The organism is Serratia sp. Je.1.23.a (genome assembly GCF_051129805.1).
Classification (GTDB): domain Bacteria; phylum Pseudomonadota; class Gammaproteobacteria; order Enterobacterales; family Enterobacteriaceae; genus Serratia; species Serratia liquefaciens.
The window spans coordinates 291,239-308,008 of record NZ_JBCPSR010000005.1 but is presented as its reverse complement, the minus strand read 5'-3'; the positions used below and the strand labels follow the sequence as shown (position 1 = coordinate 308,008).

At 55.4% G+C, this 16,770-nt stretch carries 18 protein-coding genes; 4 read left to right on the top strand and 14 right to left on the bottom strand.

The features are described from left to right. Positions 1 to 174 precede the first annotated feature (174 nt). Positions 175 to 1,824 (top strand): Na+/H+ antiporter, encoded by a 1,650-nt coding sequence (locus AAZT04_RS18780; RefSeq protein WP_434681311.1) that lies wholly within the window; start codon positions 175 to 177, stop codon positions 1,822 to 1,824. Between the two features lie 175 nt (positions 1,825 to 1,999). Here AAZT04_RS18780 and AAZT04_RS18775 read toward each other — a convergent pair whose 3' ends face one another. Then, a complete protein-coding gene (locus AAZT04_RS18775; protein WP_020837142.1) occupies positions 2,000 to 2,902 on the bottom strand; it encodes a LysR family transcriptional regulator in 903 nt (300 codons plus the stop codon). Between the two features lie 138 nt (positions 2,903 to 3,040). On the opposite strand from AAZT04_RS18775, the gene AAZT04_RS18770 reads away from it, so the two are divergent. Together AAZT04_RS18770 and AAZT04_RS18765 are read left to right on the top strand one after the other, a co-directional pair. Beyond that, positions 3,041 to 3,463 carry a CidA/LrgA family protein gene (locus tag AAZT04_RS18770; RefSeq protein WP_020837141.1) on the top strand — a complete coding sequence of 141 codons (423 nt, stop codon included), beginning with the start codon at positions 3,041 to 3,043 and terminating at the stop codon, positions 3,461 to 3,463. Next, complete coding sequence (locus AAZT04_RS18765; RefSeq protein WP_020837140.1) at positions 3,456 to 4,145, top strand: LrgB family protein; 690 nt, start codon at positions 3,456 to 3,458, stop codon at positions 4,143 to 4,145. The genes AAZT04_RS18770 and AAZT04_RS18765 overlap by 8 nt, the downstream gene beginning before the upstream one ends. A 71-nt stretch (positions 4,146 to 4,216) precedes the next feature. On the opposite strand, the gene AAZT04_RS18760 is transcribed toward AAZT04_RS18765, so the two are convergent. The 3 genes from AAZT04_RS18760 to lpxO all read right to left on the bottom strand — a co-directional run bounded on the left by AAZT04_RS18760 (position 4,217) and on the right by lpxO (position 7,159). Next, complete coding sequence (locus AAZT04_RS18760; protein WP_420902750.1) at positions 4,217 to 4,915, bottom strand: CTP synthase C-terminal region-related (seleno)protein; 699 nt, start codon at positions 4,913 to 4,915, stop codon at positions 4,217 to 4,219. Positions 4,916 to 5,038: 123 nt separating this feature from the next. Next, the gene (lpxP, locus tag AAZT04_RS18755; RefSeq protein WP_020837138.1) at positions 5,039 to 5,959 is read right to left on the bottom strand and encodes a kdo(2)-lipid IV(A) palmitoleoyltransferase; all 921 of its coding nucleotides are present in this window, start codon (positions 5,957 to 5,959) and stop codon (positions 5,039 to 5,041) included. A 294-nt stretch (positions 5,960 to 6,253) separates the two neighbouring features. After that, positions 6,254 to 7,159 (bottom strand): lipid A hydroxylase LpxO, encoded by a 906-nt coding sequence (lpxO, locus tag AAZT04_RS18750; protein ID WP_434681307.1) that lies wholly within the window; start codon positions 7,157 to 7,159, stop codon positions 6,254 to 6,256. A 253-nt stretch (positions 7,160 to 7,412) separates the two neighbouring features. Between lpxO and AAZT04_RS18745 the strand changes: the two genes are divergently transcribed. Further along, the gene (locus tag AAZT04_RS18745; protein ID WP_020837135.1) at positions 7,413 to 7,739 is read left to right on the top strand and encodes a hypothetical protein; all 327 of its coding nucleotides are present in this window, start codon (positions 7,413 to 7,415) and stop codon (positions 7,737 to 7,739) included. A gap of 122 nt (positions 7,740 to 7,861) precedes the next feature. Here AAZT04_RS18745 and fis read toward each other — a convergent pair whose 3' ends face one another. From fis to msrP, 10 genes are all read right to left on the bottom strand, one after another. Continuing rightward, a complete protein-coding gene (fis, locus tag AAZT04_RS18740) occupies positions 7,862 to 8,158 on the bottom strand; it encodes a DNA-binding transcriptional regulator Fis (protein WP_000462905.1) in 297 nt (98 codons plus the stop codon). A 21-nt stretch (positions 8,159 to 8,179) separates the two neighbouring features. Further along, the gene (dusB, locus tag AAZT04_RS18735; protein ID WP_046374956.1) at positions 8,180 to 9,145 is read right to left on the bottom strand and encodes a tRNA dihydrouridine synthase DusB; all 966 of its coding nucleotides are present in this window, start codon (positions 9,143 to 9,145) and stop codon (positions 8,180 to 8,182) included. A gap of 463 nt (positions 9,146 to 9,608) precedes the next feature. Then, positions 9,609 to 10,490, bottom strand: a complete 882-nt coding sequence (gene prmA, locus AAZT04_RS18730; RefSeq protein ID WP_020832090.1) for a 50S ribosomal protein L11 methyltransferase — start codon at positions 10,488 to 10,490, stop codon at positions 9,609 to 9,611. An 11-nt stretch (positions 10,491 to 10,501) separates the two neighbouring features. Next, entirely contained in the window at positions 10,502 to 11,947 is a 1,446-nt protein-coding gene (panF, locus tag AAZT04_RS18725; RefSeq protein WP_434681288.1) for a sodium/pantothenate symporter, read from the bottom strand. Then, complete coding sequence (locus AAZT04_RS18720; RefSeq protein ID WP_020832087.1) at positions 11,937 to 12,179, bottom strand: YhdT family protein; 243 nt, start codon at positions 12,177 to 12,179, stop codon at positions 11,937 to 11,939. Before AAZT04_RS18720 ends, panF begins: the two co-directional genes overlap by 11 nt. A 239-nt stretch (positions 12,180 to 12,418) precedes the next feature. After that, positions 12,419 to 13,768: an acetyl-CoA carboxylase biotin carboxylase subunit gene (accC, locus tag AAZT04_RS18715; RefSeq protein WP_020832086.1), complete on the bottom strand. Its 1,350-nt coding sequence runs from the start codon at positions 13,766 to 13,768 to the stop codon at positions 12,419 to 12,421. 10 nt (positions 13,769 to 13,778) lie between these two features. Next, entirely contained in the window at positions 13,779 to 14,243 is a 465-nt protein-coding gene (gene accB / locus AAZT04_RS18710; protein ID WP_020832085.1) for an acetyl-CoA carboxylase biotin carboxyl carrier protein, read from the bottom strand. Between the two features lie 31 nt (positions 14,244 to 14,274). Beyond that, the gene (gene aroQ, locus AAZT04_RS18705; protein WP_020832079.1) at positions 14,275 to 14,727 is read right to left on the bottom strand and encodes a type II 3-dehydroquinate dehydratase; all 453 of its coding nucleotides are present in this window, start codon (positions 14,725 to 14,727) and stop codon (positions 14,275 to 14,277) included. Positions 14,728 to 14,968: 241 nt separating this feature from the next. Further along, the gene (msrQ, locus tag AAZT04_RS18700) at positions 14,969 to 15,568 is read right to left on the bottom strand and encodes a protein-methionine-sulfoxide reductase heme-binding subunit MsrQ (RefSeq protein ID WP_020832077.1); all 600 of its coding nucleotides are present in this window, start codon (positions 15,566 to 15,568) and stop codon (positions 14,969 to 14,971) included. Continuing rightward, a complete protein-coding gene (gene msrP / locus AAZT04_RS18695) occupies positions 15,569 to 16,570 on the bottom strand; it encodes a protein-methionine-sulfoxide reductase catalytic subunit MsrP (protein ID WP_046374957.1) in 1,002 nt (333 codons plus the stop codon). It abuts the gene before it with no gap. Positions 16,571 to 16,770 lie beyond the last annotated feature (200 nt).

Here is a 16,770-nt window from a genome sequence, read left to right as displayed (position 1 = left end):
TTTCCCCCGTCGTTCCGGCGGGGGATGTTTGCCCTCATACCCTATTCAGATAAATCTCCTTCTGCCAATGCTGCATTTTGAAAGGCACAACAAGCTTTAACCGCCGTAAAAAAAGTGATCTACTATCGGGTATACATCAGAGATGTAGTCTGAACCCAAGAGTCTAAGGAAAGCATGGAAATCTTTTTTACAATCCTCATTTTAATTCTGGTGGTCTCCCTGTCCGGTGTGGTGACGCGCATGTTGCCGTTCCAGGTGCCGCTGCCGTTAATGCAAATCGGTATCGGGGCCCTGTTGGCCTGGCCGCATTTCGGGTTGCACGTCGACTTTGACCCTGAATTGTTCCTGGTGCTGTTTATCCCGCCGCTGCTGTTTGCCGATGGCTGGAAAACCCCGACGCGGGAGTTTTTGCACCACGGTCGTGAAATTCTTGGCCTGGCCCTGGTATTGGTGCTGATCACCGTGGTTGGCATCGGTTATCTGATTTACGCCATGGTGCCGGGCATTCCTCTGGTGGCGGCGTTTGCGCTGGCGGCGGTGCTGTCGCCAACGGATGCCGTGGCGCTGTCCGGCATCGTCGGTAAAGGGCGTATTCCGAAGCCGATCATGGGCGTGCTGGAAGGCGAGGCGCTGATGAACGACGCGTCGGGCCTGGTCTCACTCAAATTCGCTATCGCGGTGGCGATGGGCACCATGGTGTTTACCGTGGGCGGCGCGACGCTCGAGTTCCTCAAGGTGGCGATCGGCGGCCTGCTGGCAGGCGTAGCGGTCACCTGGCTCTACAGTAAATCTTTGCGGATCATGAGCCGCTGGAGCGGTGATGACCCGGCGACGCAGATAGTCTTCCTGCTGCTGTTACCTTTTGCTTCTTACCTGATTGCCGAACACATTGGCGTATCCGGCATCCTGGCGGCGGTGGCAGCGGGGATGACCATCAGCCAGTCCGGCGTGATCCGCAACGCGCCGCTGGCGATGCGCCTGCGCGCCAACAGCGTCTGGGCGATGCTGGAGTTTGTGTTCAACGGCATGGTGTTCATCATGTTGGGCCTGCAGCTGCCGGGGATCCTGGAAACCTCCATCCTGCAGGCGGAGCTGGATCCGACCATTCAGACCTGGTACCTGTTTGCCGACGTGGCGATTATCTACGCGGCGCTGCTGGTATTGCGTTTTACCTGGCTGTGGCTGATGAAAAACGCCAGCCGTCGCTTTATGAAAAAACGGCCGTTGCAGTTCGGCGATTACACCACCCGTGAACTGTGGGTAGCATCGTTTGCCGGGGTACGCGGGGCGATTACGCTGGCCGGTGTGCTGTCAATTCCGCTGTTGCTGAGTGACGGCACCGCCTTCCCGGCGCGTTACCAACTGGTGTTTATCGCCGCTGGGGTGATCCTGCTTTCATTGATTGCCGGCGTACTGGCGCTGCCGCTGTTGCTGCGCGGCGTTCAGGTGGCGGATAAGAGCGTCAGCAAAAGCGAAGAGCGGATGGCAATCGCCATGGCGGCTGAAGTGGCGATCGAAAGCATCAACAAAATGGAAGAGCGGTTGGCGGTTGATACCGAGGAAAACCTCGATCCGCAGGTGCTGAAAGAGATCAGTTCGCGAGTGGTGGGGACGTTGCGGCGCCGTATCACCACCAAGGACGATATCGAGAATGCGCTGATGCTGGAGAACCTCGAGCGTCGTTTCCGCCTGACGGCGCTACGCGCTGAGCGCGGTGAGCTATATCACCTGCGCGCTACGCAAAAAATCAGCAACGAGACGCTGCAAAAGCTGTTGCACGATCTCGACCTGCTGGAAGCGCTGTTGATAGAGCGAGAAGGATAATACTCACGGGGCCGCATATGCGGCCCTGATTTGATGACAAACATCCGAAAAGCGTGGTTTTCGGGTGTTTGGGGTAAAACTGAAGACATCATCCTTTGTTTTTATCAGCACACAATCCATGACTTTTAAGTACAAAGGAATTATCAGCAGTCTGGGGCCGCATATGCGGCCCTTGTTATTTGTGGTGACTGGTACTGGCTGCGGGCCAGTAGTCGCGGCAGCAGGCTATCCAGGCCTGTGCACTGTGCGACAGGTAGCTGCCCTGCCGCCAGATCAACCCGACTTTCCATTCCATACGGGGTTCCAGCGGCAGCCAGATCAGGTTTTCCTTATCCAGCCATTGGCAGACCGGCTCCGGCAGGGTGGCGATGCCGACCCCGGCCTGTACCATCGAAGCCAAAAAATCCCACTGTCCGCTGCGCACCGCAATCTGTGGCTCAAACCCGGCCTGACGGAACGCTTTCATCAGCATTTTGTACAGCGCGAAGTCCTCGTTATAAAGCAGGATCGGCCAGTTAGCCAACTCGGTGATATTGATGCTGGTGCGATTAAGCCAGTGTGGCGTGCGCGGCGCAACCACGCACATGGGGTGGACGAGTAACGGCAGGAAGGTCAGTGGTTGATCCGAATCGACCGGCAGTATGGTCATCGCCAGATCCAGCTCGCCGGACATCACCGCCTGCTCCACCGACAGCCCACCCAGCTCGGAGATTTTCAGCTCGATGCCAGGGTAGGTTTGGCGGAATTGACGGATCAGATCGGCAATCTGCCGGCCGACCATGGGGGGAATACCCAGCCGCAGCACGCCTTTTTTGACCGAACTGATGTCTTCCAGCTCCGCCTCCAATTGGCGGAACTCATCGATGATCGCCAGCCCGCGCTGGTATACCGCTTGCCCGCTGTCGGTCAGGTGCAGTTTGCGGCCTTCGCGGATCAGCAGCGTGCATTCCAGTTCTTCTTCCAAATGGCGCAGCATCTTGCTGATGGTCGGTTGGGTGACGAACAGTTTCTCCGCCGCGCGGGTAAAGCTTTGCTGGCGCACCACTTCCACGAAGTAGCGCAGGGTGCGGACATCCACGTTGGATTCTCCTGGGGGAAGTACCGTCGGGAAACTATTCCCTGATGGCATGATGTCGATAATTTTAATTCATTTCAGGCGAGGTTTCCTGGCTGCGTATACTGTAAACCGTGAATTTTTTGTTTAAGGCCTTCCCCCATGTTATTGGCGTTCCGCCACGCAGCTCCCTCTTTGTTGAACCGGCTGCAGGTGCCGATCCAGGTTGCTTTATATGCGGTGTTATTTTTGATTGCCGACCGATTGGTGCAGCAGTTCCATTTGCCGCTGCCCGCCAACATTGTTGGCATGTTGATGTTGTTGGCGCTGATCCTGTTGCGCATTCTGCCGCTGAACTGGGTCAAGGCCGGTTCGCGCTGGTTGCTGGCCGAGATGCTGCTGTTCTTTGTTCCGGCGGTGGTGGCCGTGGTGAACTATGCCCAGCTGTTAATGGTGGAGGGCTGGAAAATTTTCCTGGTGATTGCTGTCAGCACCATGCTAACGCTGGGCGCGACCGGATTGGTGGTTGATCGCGTCTATAGACTGGAAGTCTGGCTGCAACGGCGCAAACAACGCGATGAATGATTTTATCCTTAGCCTCGCCTGCTTTCTGGCAACCCTGGTGTTGTACTTCGCCAATAAAAAACTCTACCGGCGCCGTCGTACCCTGCTGCTGATGCCATTGGTGTTGACGCCGATGATCCTGGTGCTGCTGCTGGTGGTGACCCATATTTCCTACCAGGACTACATCGGTGAAACGCACTGGCTGCTATGGCTATTGGGGCCGGCGACCATCGCCTTCGCGGTGCCGGTCTACGAAAATCTGCATATCATTCGTCGCCATTGGTTATCGCTCAGCGCCGGGGTGCTAACGGCGGTGTTGGTGGCGGTTTACAGCTCGGTGTGGCTGGCTCGCCTGCTGACTTTGCCGGAAGAAGTGCAACGCAGCCTGGCGGTGCGCTCCATCACCACGCCGTTTGCGCTGGAGGCCGCCAAACAGATGGGCGGCCAGCCGGATCTGGTGGCGCTGTTCGTGGTGATCACCGGGGTATTCGGTATGGCAGTGGGGGACATCCTGTTTCTGCGGCTGTCAGTACGCAGCAGTCTGGCGAAAGGGGCCGGGCTGGGGGCTTCGTCGCACGGCGCCGGTACCGCGAAAGCCTATGAGATGGGGCAGGAAGAAGGCGTCGTCTCCAGCCTGGTGATGATGCTGGCGGGGATTATCACGGTGATTGCCGCCCCACTGATAGGGCAACTGATGTGGTGAACCTGCGATTACAACCCAGAAGGAGGATCATAGCGGCATGATCCTCCTTATTATTGCCGAATCTGGGGCTATCAGGCCGTTGCCGCGGCCCTGATCAGTTCCACCACCAGTGGTGAAAGCTCGTTTCGCAATGCCGCACGTTCGGACTGAAACAGCGTGGCGGCGTAAAAACGGTGTCCCGGTAGCTCAACCGAGCGAACGTCACCTTCGGTGTCGTGGCCGCTGATTATCAGCGGGTGCCGTTGCAGATCGGCGACAAACTCCGGGTTGACGCCGAAGTTGCAGTGATAGCCTTCGTGCGTTTCCAGCTTGCCGTAGACACGGGCTGCCAGCGTATTGGGTTGGAAAATAATGGCACCGCTTTTTTCGACCAGCGAACAGCTCAGCGGGGCTATCACCAACCGACCCCCACTGTCGGTTTCCGCATGCCCGGCATCGTGCCAGCCCATCACGTTACGGGCGTATTCTACGATCGCATATTGGAAACCGCCGCAAGAGCCCAGGAAGGGAACGTTTTGCTCACGCGCATGGCGAATAGCCATAAAGGCACCATCGTCATGATTATACGGGCTGCCGGGTACCACCCAGATGGCATCATAGTCCTGCAGTACCGACGTGTCGGTAATGGTTTCTGTGGGCAGCCAGTGGGATTGAATGTCGACGTTAAGATGTGAAGCGGTGAGCTGAAGAGCGATAGGAATGGCCTGGTGAGAAACGGCCTGAGGTTGGTAGTCACCGACCAGAGCAATACGGACTTGAGCTTTCATCATTTCCTTTTCCTGTGCGGGTAAAAAAGGAGGTTACAGCAAAGATAAGCGCCCATCCGCAGTTTTTTAAATCCGGCGCACAAAAAAGCCCGGCATTGGCCGGGCTGATAAGTATGGTTTTTGGGCTCAGTACAATGACGGAGCCCCGACCGGCCGGGTTTTAAAGCGACGATGCAGCCACATGTATTGCTCAGGTGCGCGCATGATCTCTTTTTCCACCACTTTATTCATGTAAGCCGCCGCGGCAATCTCATCGCCGATAGGATAATTCTCCAGCGCCGGTTGGATCAGCAGGTCATAACCCCGACCTTTTTCGCGGCGGATCAGAACCACCGGCACCAGCGCCGGCTTGGCCATGCGCGCCAGCATAAAGGTACCGCTGGTGGTGGCAGCCTGATCGACGGCGAACAGTGGAGCGAACACGCTACCGCGTGGACCGTAGTCTTGATCCGGGGCGAACCATACGGCCTCGCCGCGCTTGAGGGCATGAACCATGCCGCGCAGATCTTTGCGATCGAGCATCGCCTTGTTGGAACGCATGCGACCTTTGGTCTGCGCCCATTCCATGGCTTTATTGTTGTGTGGGCGGTACATCGCCATCATGGGTTGGCACAAACCCATGGCACGGCCACCCAGCTCCAGCGACATAAAGTGCACGCCAATCACCAACACACCGCGTTGGTTTCGTTGTGCCATTTTCAGGTGATTGATACCGGAAACGTTGAACCAGCGCTTAACGCGCTTATCAGACCAGAACCAGGCCATGCCGGTTTCCAGCAGGCCCATGCCGAGGGATTCGAAGTTGCCTACCACTTTGCGTTCGCGTTGAGCCTCGTCCATATCCGGGAAGCACAGCTCCAGGTTACGGCGGGTGATGGCAACGCGGCGTTTGAGGAATCGCATTGAGGTGCGGCCCATCCACACGCCGAGCTTGTGCAGCACCGGGTAGGGAAGTTGGACCAATAAGAATAAGCAAGCCAGGCCGAACCAGGTGAACCAATAGCGCGGATGCAGCAGGGCCGATTTGAATTTTTGCGGACGCTTCATATGAACTCATTTATGCGTTAAGGGGGCAGCAACCTGTAACGCATAAAGATCCACTCAATTGCGATACAACCACTCAGACACCCAGATACCACTATGGTTTAGCCAGATTCCATAATTGACTAAATCTTTACACTCGAAGGGCGGTTCGCGCTGCTATCAGGCTTCGGAAGGAGGGCTGTAGGCCAGCGAAGGCGGCTCTAGGAATGCGTATTGTATCACACAATACTGGGTGCAGCAGAAGAGGGGCATGCGAATATTCTCATTCGTGTTGTACCCCTATTGAAGATCGGAATTTTACAGGCTGGGAAAGATGATGGCGGCGAAAATTGCGGCAATCACCAGCCATTTTAGCAGGTAATACCCACTGCGATTACGGGCTTTCAGGCCTTGACCGGCATCACGCGCGGCGTTGACGTATTTGAATATCCGGTTGATGAAGCCGGTGCGGTCTTTATCATCGTTAGGTGAACTGGCGGCCGACATGAGGGTGGCACCGACCCAATGATTTACCGCCTGTGCCCAACGCCATTTCATTGGCCGTTCAATATCACAGAACAGGATGATTCGTGTCTGGTTAGTGGCGTTTTGCGCCCAATGCACATAGGTTTCATCGAAAATCACCGACTGGCCGTCACGCCAACTGTGTTGCTGCCCATCTACGTCGATGAAACAGCGATCGTCATTGGGGGTTAACAGCCCTAGATGATAACGCACCGAGCCGGCATAGGGATCGCGATGTTTGCCCAGATGGCTACCGGCCGGTAACTCGGCAAACATGGCTGCCTTAACCGATGGGAGGCGATTCAGCAACTCAACCGTCTGCGGACATAGCGCTTCGGCTGACGGGTGGCTGTCGCTGTACCATTTGAGGTAAAAACGTTTCCAACCGCGTTTGAAGAAGGTATTGAAGCCAGCATCGTTGTGCGATTGCGCCTTCTTGATATGATCTTGCAAGCGAACTGCTTCATCGCGGATCGTCGACCAGTTGTCGCTCAGGATCTGCAACTCGGGAAACTCACAAGGATCGAAATAAGGCTGTTTGGCAGGCAGTCGTGAAAAACCCGTCATGAACATATTGATCGGTCCCATAAATGTAGAGTGATCAAAAAGCTGACGTGTCACTTTTAGTTTTTCTTTTCCGCGAGAGTGCGCATAGGCAAAGCTGATGATAAATATGCCAATGATGATGACGGCAACCATAGAATCCATCCTATTCATTGCGTGTTAAAAAACGGATAAATTATAGTTTGTGACATGAAAAATTTTAATTTTTTGTGCCTTGATTGGAGCGAATGCGGTAAGTGGCAGGGGTAGCATAAAAGTTCGAACAACTGAATGTTGAAGAGCTTTTGTATCGTGTTATGGCATTTTAGTCCTATTCCTAAGGCGCATAATGGAAAAATTATGCCATCTTGTTCCAGGCTGAATAGCACGTATCTGAAAAGAGGGAATTATGAAAAAATCAATTTTTGCCTTGTCTGCATTGTTACTCGCTTCTCCGGTGTTTGCTGCAACTACGACGCAGGCCAGCGATGAGGTTGTTGCGCAAGCGCACAAGGGCGCAGATACCGCCAAAGAAAAACTGCACCAAACGCAGGATAAAGGCGATGAGCTGAAGCTGAAAGCTAAGCATGCTGCTGAAGGCAAAAGCGATACTACGGGCAGCAAAGTGACCGAGGGTACGCAAAAAGCCTGGCACAGCACCAAACAAGGTACCGAGAAAGCCTGGGATAAAACCAAGCAAGAAACGGAAAGCCTAAAGAACAAAGTCACCGAATAACTCGGTAGCTATACTGCAAGAGGGCCGGGCTTCCGGCCTTTTTTATTGCCCGCAATCCGGAAAAAGAAAAAGGCGCCGCCTCTTGCGAGGTTGCGCCTTTTCAACATGCCAACTGACTAGTATCAGTTCATGCCGTATTTTTTCAATTTCTTACGCAGCGTACCGCGGTTGATGCCCATCATCAGGGCTGCACGGGTCTGGTTGCCACGGGTGTATTGCATCACCATGTCCAACAGTGGCTGTTCAACTTCAGCCAATACCAGCTCATACAGATCGTTAACGTCTTGACCATTCAGTTGAGCAAAATAGTTCTTCAGTGCTTGTTTAACCGAGTCACGCAGAGGCTTTTGAGTCACTTGATCCTGTGAGTTCACGGTTGAAACGGTCAGTACGTCAGAATTTACGCGTTGTTCGAACATAGTTCTGTCAGCTCTTTTTTGTTACGCAAGATTTTCGAAATATGCCTCCAACGCCTCCAGCTGTTCGCTGGCATCCTCTATGGCGTTGAATGTGCGCCGAAACTGGTCATTCGGGGCGTGCTCCTGGAGATACCAGGATACGTGCTTACGAGCAATCCGGAATCCCTTGCCTTGGCCGTAAAAGCCGTGCAATTCCCGAATATGCCCTATCAACAAACGCTTAACCTCGCCAAGTGGCAGAGGGGGCAGCAGTTCCCCAGTGTCCAGATAATGCTGGATTTCCCGGAAGATCCAGGGTCTCCCCTGAGCAGCGCGGCCTATCATCAGGGCATCAGCCCCAGTGTAGTCGAGCACTGCTCTGGCTTTATGCGGGTCAGTAATGTCACCATTCGCGATAATCGGAATGGAAACATTCTGCTTAACTGCCCGAATGCTGTCGTACTCCGCGTCGCCGTTGAACAGGCAGGCACGGGTTCGGCCATGAATAGTCAGGGCCTGTATACCACAGTCTTCGGCCAGTTGGGCAATCTCTACACAGTTACGGTGTTCTGGCGCCCAGCCAGTGCGGATCTTAAGCGTTACCGGCACATCCACGGCGTTAACCACCGCGTGGAGGATCTGTTTAACCAGATCCGGGTACTGCAGCAAAGCAGACCCTGCAAGTTTCCGGTTCACTTTCTTGGCCGGGCAACCCATATTGATGTCGATGATCTGTGCACCGCCGGCCACGTTAATACGCGCCGCGGCGGCCATATCATCCGGATCGCATCCGGCAATCTGCACGGAGCGGATCCCTGGTTCATCGCTATGGACCATACGCAGACGCGACTTATCCGTCCGCCACACCTCCGGATTGGAGGAGAGCATTTCGGATACAGCCATCCCAGCACCCATCGCATGACATAGGGTCCTAAATGGGCGATCTGTAATGCCGGCCATCGGGGCCGCAATCAGGCAATTTGTAAGCTGGTGGTGTCCAATGCGCATAGACAAAGAGTAACCATACTGTGTCCGCAAGGGCGCGTATATTACGCATTTTTGCGCTGAGATGAAAGGCCAAACTTTGACCAATTGGCCGCTATTCGCCATTAAAAATGCGGTTTGTCGGGATTCATAAAAATATTATATATACTTAACAATGGCTTGCCTGATTTTGGTTAATTGGTGCGCTATAAAATATTCCCAATACAACAGGATTTTATCTGTAATGAGTCTCGATTCAGCGCGAGAACGGCAGTGATTTAAGTCGTTTGGCAGGGTTTTTCATTGAGAATGGGCTGAATTATGCTGAAATCGCGTGGTGAAGGCTTAGGCAGAAAATATTCAGGGTCACGTGAATTTGGCATGGCGTTTCAAAGGCGCGGGGTGCCGACGTCGCGTAGACAGGAAAAACAAAAAACCACCGCCACGGGCTACGTTGGCGGTGGTTTTTATCAGGGCAGTAAGGGGATTACTTGCGCTGACCGGTGATGCGGCACCACTCTTCACGCTCTGCGACCGGATCCAGCGTGAATTTCTCTTCATAGGCTTGCGCCACGCTTGCCGCCTGTGTTGCCAGCACGCCGGACAGGCCCAGATAACCGCCGGACTTCGGCAGACAACCGATCAAGGGGGCCAGCTCACGCAATGGGCCCGCCAGGATGTTGGCGACTACCACGTCGGCCTGCAGATCGGCAGGCTGGTCTTTTGGCAGATACAGCTCCAGACGCTCTGAAACGCCGTTACGCTGCGCGTTGTCGCGGCTGGCCTGAATGGCCTGGGGATCGATATCGATGCCGATAGCGCGCGCTGCACCGAGCTTCAACGCGGCAATTGCCAGGATGCCGGAACCACAGCCGAAGTCGATAATGGTTTTACCGGCCAGATCGAGGCCGTCTAGCCATTGAAGGCACAGTGCAGTCGTTGGGTGAGTGCCGGTACCAAATGCCAGGCCCGGGTCCAGCATGACGTTGACCGCGTTCGGGTCGGGCACGTCGCGCCAGCTTGGGCAGATCCACAGACGTTCGCCGAAGCGCATCGGGTGGAAGTTGTCCATCCACTCGCGCTCCCAGTCCTTGTCTTCCAGCTGTTCAATTTTATGGCGGAAGCCGACGCCCAGCAGCGGGTGCTGTTCCAGCATGGCGACCACGTCGGCCATGTCGGTTTCGGCATCGTACAACCCGATCACATCAGTGTCGCCCCACAGCAGGGTCTCGCCCGGCAGCGGTTCGAACACCGGATTGTCGTGGGTGTCCTGGAAGGTGACCGATACGGCGCCGCTTTCAACCAGCGCGTCGCTCAGGTCTTCCGCCTGGCTGCCGGTGGTGTTCAGTTTTAGTTGGATCCAAGGCATAACAATTCTCTTTAAGAGGCTAATGATGACGCCACTCGGCGCTTTTCGCCAATGACGTTACCGATATAAAACGCCAGCAGGCTAAGCAGCAGCGAAGGCACGATAGGGTGCAACCCCGCTAGCTGCAGATTGAAGCTGGCCAATAGCGTATAGCATACCGCACCCGTCACCATTGAGCTAAGTGCTCCCTGCGCATTGGCGCGTTCCCAGTACAGGCCCAGCACCAGTGGCCACAGGAATACCGCTTCCAGGCCGCCAAATGCCAGCAGGTTCAGCCAGATGATCATTTCCGGTGGCCGCCAGGCCGCCAACAGCACCAGCAAGCCTAGAATCAACGTGGTCAGGTTGGAGAAGCGTTTGATCAGGCGCTCGTTCTGCATTTGCTGTGGGCGTACGCCAAGGTAGAGATCTTTGATGATGGTGGCGGAAGATTGCAGCAATTGGGCGTTAATGGTCGACATGATTGCCGCCATCGGCGCCGCCAGGAAAATACCGGCGGCATAAGGCGGCAGCACGGTGATCATCAGCGTCGGGATCACCTGATCGGGGATCTTCAGGTCCGGCAATACCGCACGGCCCAGCGCGCCAGCCAGATGCATGCCAAACATCAGTACCGCGACCACCATGGTGCCGAGGATGATCCCGCGATGCACCGCCTTGCTGTCTTTGTAAGAGATGCAGCGCACCGCCGTGTGCGGCAGGCCAATCACGCCAAAGCACACCAGGATCCAGAACGATGCCATAAACGGCAGGCTGAGGATCTGTTCACCGCCCTGCGGTGATACCAGCGCGGGGTCAATCTGTTGCAGCTTATCCACGGCGCTGTGCAGGCCGCCGGCGGCGTGAATCACCGCAACCAGCAGCAGCACGGTGCCGATCAGCATCACCAGCCCCTGCATGGCGTCATTGAGCACGCTGGCGCGGAAGCCGCCAAAGGCGGTATACAGCGCGATGCTGATACCGAAGATCAGCAAACCGGTGTCGTAAGGAATACCGGCGGCGGTTTCCAGCAGGCGCGCGCCGCCGATAAACTGCACCGTCATGGCACCCAGGAACGCCACCAGCAGACTGAGGCTGGCCAGCCAGACCAACAGACGACTTTGATAGCGGCCGTAAAGCATGTCGTTCAGGGTAATGGCGTTGTAGCGGCGCGCCAGAATGGCAAACTTCTTGCCCAGCACGCCGAGTGAAAGCCAAACCGCCGGCAGTTGGATCATCGCCAACAGCACCCAGCCAAGGCCGTATTTATAGGCGGCGCCGGGGCCCCCGATAAAGGAACTGGCACTGATATAGGTGGCGGTCAGGGTCATGGCCAGTACGAAGCCGCCCATCGATCGGTTGCCCAGAAAATATTCGCTGAGGAAGTTGCCGCTCTGGCGTCGGCTATAGGCGTAAACCGACAGCCCGAACACCAGCACCAGATAGGCGACCAGCGGCAGAATGACTTCAGTTTGCATCGCCGTCCTCCAGCGAAATATCGCGGAATATGCCGCGTACCATTAGCCAACACAGGCCGATGAACAGCAGCGGAACCAACAGGCAGGCCATTTCGAACCAGTGCGGCAGACCAGTAATACCGGATGCGCTGTCCGGCAGATAGGCTGCCAGCGACCAGGCCAGCAGATAAAGCAGCGTCAGGCCCAGAGCCCAGCGCGCCTCGCGGTGAGCTTGAATAAAACGTGTGTCCATCCGTTTCTCCAATATACCCGTCATACTTGAAGCTGCCTCTGTGTTGGCTGCGCTCACTTACCCGAATCACTTACTACAGTAAGCTCATCGGGATGCGCTCCTTTGCCGCCTTGATGCAACTCCAATTATTTAGGGTATACAACTATTATGGATTTGATCATCCATTGAGTGACCCAAAGCAGTAAAGAAAAAGGCCGGTGATTAACCGGCCTTCTGTCAGGCGATGCGAATAGCCTGCCTTAGGTTTCCTGCAGACCGAGCTTTTTCTCCAGATAGTGGATGTTGGTGCCACCGTGCTGGAAGTTTTCGTCGCTCATGATCCGCTGTTGCAGTTCAACGTTGGTTTTGATGCCATCGATGATCAGCTCAGCCAGGGCGTTCTTCATGCGGGCAATCGCCACGTCACGGTTTTCACCGTAGGTGATCAGTTTGCCGATCATGGAATCATAGTACGGCGGTACGGTATAACCGGCGTAAATATGAGATTCCCAACGCACGCCGAAACCGCCTGGCGCATGGAAACGGGTGATCTTGCCTGGGCTAGGCAGGAAGGTGTTCGGGTCTTCGGCGTTGATACGGCATTCCACCGCGTGGCCGTGAACCTTCACTTCTTCCTGTTTGATCGACAAAGGCTGACCGGCAGCGATACGCAGCTGCTCTTTGATCAGGTCCACGCCGGTGATCATCTCGGTAACCGGATGCTCAACCTGAATACGGGTGTTCATTTCGATGAAATAGAACTCGCCGTTTTCATACAGGAACTCGAAAGTGCCCGCGCCGCGGTAACCGATTTCCACACAGGCCTTCGAGCAGCGCTCGCCGATATAACGGCGCATTTCGCTGGTGATGCCCGGTGCCGGAGCCTCTTCAACCACTTTCTGGTGGCGGCGCTGCATGGAGCAGTCGCGCTCGGCCAGATAGATGGCGTTACCCTGACCGTCCGCCAACACCTGAATTTCGATATGGCGTGGGTTTTCCAGGTATTTTTCCATGTAAACCATGTCGTTGTTGAAAGCCGCTTTGGCCTCCGCCTTGGTCATGGAAATGGATTGCTCGAGGTCTTTGTCGCTGCGCACTACGCGCATGCCGCGACCGCCGCCGCCGCCGGATGCCTTGATGATAACCGGGTAGCCGATGCGCTTGGCGAAGGCACGGTTTTTATCCATGTCGTCGGTCAGCGGGCCATCAGAGCCAGGTACGCAAGGCACGCCAGCTTTCTTCATGGCATTGATGGCAGAAACCTTGTCGCCCATCAGGCGGATAGTTTCGGCTCTCGGGCCAATGAAGATAAAGCCGGAGCGTTCGATCTGCTCGGCGAAATCGGCGTTTTCAGACAGGAAGCCGTAGCCCGGGTGGATCGCCACTGCGCCGGTGATTTCAGCCGCAGAGATGATTGCCGGGATATTCAGGTAACTTTTTACCGATGGCGCAGGACCGATACACACGGTCTCGTCAGCCAGCAGTACGTGTTTCAGATCGCGATCGGCTGTCGAGTGCACGGCAACGGTTTTGATGCCCAGCTCTTTACAAGCACGCAGGATACGAAGCGCGATCTCGCCACGGTTGGCGATAACAATTTTATCAAGCATGTTCGCCTCGTTATTCGATGACGACCAGTGGCTCGTCAAATTCTACCGGTTGGCCGTTCTCTACCAGGATGGCTTTCACCACGCCGGATTTGTCCGCTTCGATCTGGTTCATCATTTTCATTGCTTCAACGATGCACAGAGTGTCGCCGGCGTTCACTTTCTGGCCGACTTCGATGAAGGCTTTCGCATCCGGGCTTGGCGTGCGGTAGAAAGTACCGACCATTGGGGAACGAACGACGTGGCCACTCATGGCCGCTGGTGCTGCAGGCGTTTCGGCTGGCGCGCTGGCAACGGCGGTAGCCAGTGCTGGCTGCGGCTGTGCCGGCATTGCGTATGCCTGTGGCATCATTGGGTAAGCCTGCGCTGGAGCAGCGCGGCTGATGCGAACTGACTCTTCGCCTTCAGAAATTTCCAGTTCAGAAATACCTGATTCTTCAACCAGTTCGATCAGTTTCTTGATTTTACGAATATCCATGAGTGTGATTCCGTACTCTTTTGCGTAGCAATTAGTGGGTTTTCGACAGACGGTTAACCGCTGCCTGTAAAGCAAATGTGTAGCCATCCGCGCCGAGGCCGCAAATCACGCCTACCGCAATATCGGAGAGGTAAGAGTGATGGCGGAAAGGCTCTCGGGCATGCACGTTGGAGAGGTGGATCTCGATAAACGGGATCTGCACCGCCAGCAATGCATCACGCAGCGCCACGCTGGTATGCGTGAACGCGGCAGGGTTAATCAGAATAAAATCTGTGTTGCCGCGCGCCTGATGTATGCGGTCGATCAGCGCATGTTCGGCGTTAGACTGCAGATGGCTCAGGGTAATATCCAGTGCGGATGCCTGGTTTTCCAATCCGTTAACAATCTCTGTTAACGTCGTGCTGCCGTACTTCTCCGGCTCACGCGTCCCCAGCAGATTCAGATTGGGGCCGTTCAGAAGCAAAATGTGAAACTTATCCGCCATTGTGCTGGTATCTCCGGCAATAAAACCATCATCGTAGAAAATAACCCGACGTCACAGATTTGTCACCTATTAAGGGGAAAATTCACCCTGAGAACAGGAACAAGGTCGGGCATTATAACGATATCGTAGCAATTCGCAGCTAAATACTGGTCTTATCAGCGAAGATATTCAACCCTAAATCAGTAAACTGGCCAGGGCGATATTGCATTATGAGGGGTAGAACACAGAAAAGTTCCGGCTTTTAACGCCACCAATTGCGGAATTTCTTGTATCGCAGCGCCAGTAGCGCGACGGCCAGCAGAGCATAAATGAAGGGCTGCGGCGAAAAGGTTTTTACCGACCACAGGTAGTGAATCGGTGCCAGGATCGCCACCAGATAGACCAGATTATGCAACGTCTGCCATTTGGCCCCCAGTTTACGCATCGCCCACAGCGTGGAGGTTGCGGCCAGCGCCAGCAGGATCAGCCAACTGACAATGCCGAGCGTCAGGTAAGGGCGGGTGACCAGTTCACGCCCCAGCAGGCCGATATTGCTCAGCCCCAGCTCCAGCGTCGAATAGCTTATCAGATGCAGCGTGCCCCAGGCAAAACACCATAGTCCCACCAGACGACGACAGCGAATCAGCAGCGGTTGCCGGGCATAGCGCGCCAGTGGCGCAATCATCAAGGTCGCCAGCAACAGTTTCAACGTCATTCTGCCGGTAAAGTGTTGAATGTCTTTGGCCGGATCGGCGCTGAACCAACCCTGGTCCACCGACAGCACCAGCCAGAGAAAAGGCAAGAATGCCGCCAGATAAATGGCGACCTTAATCCACTTGATATGAGCCGGAGTTAAACGCACCTAAAAATTCTCCCTTAGATCCAGGCCGCGGTACAGCGACGCTACCTGTTCGCCATAGCCGTTAAACAGCAGCGTGGGTTGGCGTTTAACGTCCAGGATGCCGCCGGAACCGATAAAGCGTTCGGTGGCCTGTGACCAGCGTGGATGATCGACGTTCGGGTTTACGTTGGCATAGAAGCCGTACTCATTCGGCGCAGATTCATTCCAGGTGGTGGGCGGCTGATCGCGCACCAAACGGATATGGACTATCGACTTAATGCCTTTAAAGCCGTATTTCCAGGGGGTGATCAACCGCAGCGGCGCACCGTTTTGCGGCGGCAGCGTTTTGCCGTATACGCCGACGGTCAGCAGGGCCAATGGGTTCATGGCCTCATCGAGACGCAGCCCTTCAACATAAGGGTATTTCAGCCCACCGCCGATAAAACGATCCTTCTGGCCCGGCATCTGCTCCGGATCGTACAGCGTTTGGAAAGCGACGTAGCGGGCATTGCTGTTCGGCTCCGCCAGCTTGATCAACTTACCCAGCTCAAAGCCTATCCAGGGCACGACCATCGACCAGGCCTCCACGCAGCGCATACGGTAGATGCGTTGTTCCAGCGGGAAGCGTTTGATCAAGTCATCGATATCCAATGTGATCGGTTTGGCGACTTCGCCGTCGATACGTACTTTCCAGCCTTCGGTTTTCAGGCCGCCGGCATTCGCGGCAGGATCGGCTTTATCCAGACCGAATTCGTAGAAGTTGTTGTAACCGGTGACTTTGTCTTCCGGCGTCATGGCCAGTTGCGCCTGCCAGGCCGCAGGCTTGCTGAATGCCAGCGGTTTGCCGGCGGGGGCCTTGGGCCGATCGTTGCCTTTGAACCATGACAGCAAATCGGCCTGCGCATTATGCGGCAAGGCCAGCGACGCGGCGGTGATACCCAACGCCTGCAGCACTTTGCGCCGCTGATGGAACACGCTCTCGGGCGTGACATCGGCTTCGGTCAATTTAGGGGGCTTTCTCATGGTGTTTTCTCCGCGTTTCATCCCCGCCGCCTTTCAGGTGCGGGTACTCAAACCTGCTCCCGTCAGAGTGACTGTAGGGGGTAACCTTCTGAGCCCGATTAACGCGGACGCAGCATGCAACGCCCCTACAGTATGCTGGGGTATCTGTGTTGTAAGCATGGCGTGAAATCAGACCATATGCGAGAGGGCGCGGGAAAATA